The organism is Corynebacterium sp. HMSC034A01 (assembly GCF_001838175.1).
Classification (GTDB): domain Bacteria; phylum Actinomycetota; class Actinomycetes; order Mycobacteriales; family Mycobacteriaceae; genus Corynebacterium.
The window spans coordinates 1-854 of the sequence record NZ_KV835936.1; the positions used below are offsets into that span (position 1 = coordinate 1).

The 854-nt window shown below is 61.0% G+C and carries 1 protein-coding gene; it reads left to right on the forward strand.

The annotated features are described in order from the left end of the window. Window positions 1-854: IS256 family transposase (locus tag HMPREF2791_RS03100; RefSeq protein ID WP_070844354.1), on the forward strand; the 854-nt coding region annotated here is incomplete at both ends.

The window sequence follows — 854 nt, forward strand, 5'->3', positions numbered from 1 at the left end:
CCACCGCGACCTCGACACCCGTGTCGGCACGATCGACGTGGCAGTGCCGAAGCTGCGCCACGGCGCGTTCTTCCCGGACTGGCTGCTCGAGCGACGCTCACGGGCTGAACGGGCACTATCGACTGTGATTGCCACCTGCTACCTCAAAGGGGTCTCCACCCGCAGGATGAACGACCTGGTGGCAACCCTTGGCATTTCCAACCTGTCGAAATCGCAAGTCTCACGTATGTCGGAAGAACTCGACGAGATGGTCGCAGACTTCAGAAACCGCCCACTCGACCCCGGCGGGTACGCCTACCTGTCCTGCGACGCACTCACGATCAAAGTCCGTGAAGGCGGCCGAGTGGTCAAATGCTCCGTGCTACTAGCTACCGGTGTCAACGCCGACGGGTACCGCGAAATGCTCGGCATGCACGTCGCCACTGCGGAATCCAACGCATCGTGGAAAGGCTTCTTCCAAGACCTCAAAGCGCGCGGGCTTCGCGGTGTCTTCCTTATCACCAGTGACGCCCACGAAGGCATCCAACACGCGATATCCGAAGTGCTGCCCGATGCGTCGTGGCAGCGCTGCCGCACCCACTTCGCCAAGAACCTCTACGAGAAAGTCCCGAAAACCCAGTGGCCGATGGTCTCGGCGATGTTCCAGACGATCTTCCAACAACCTGATGCCCAATCCACCTGGGCCCAAGCCCGCGAAGTCGTCGACTTGCTGGAACCGAAGTTCCCCCAGGTAGCGGCGTACTTGGAGGAATCACTCGATGAGGTGCTGGCGTTTACCGCAGCGCCGAAACCAGTCTGGACGAAGGTGTGGTCAAACAACCCCACCGAGCGGTTAAACCGGGAGATCCGCCGGC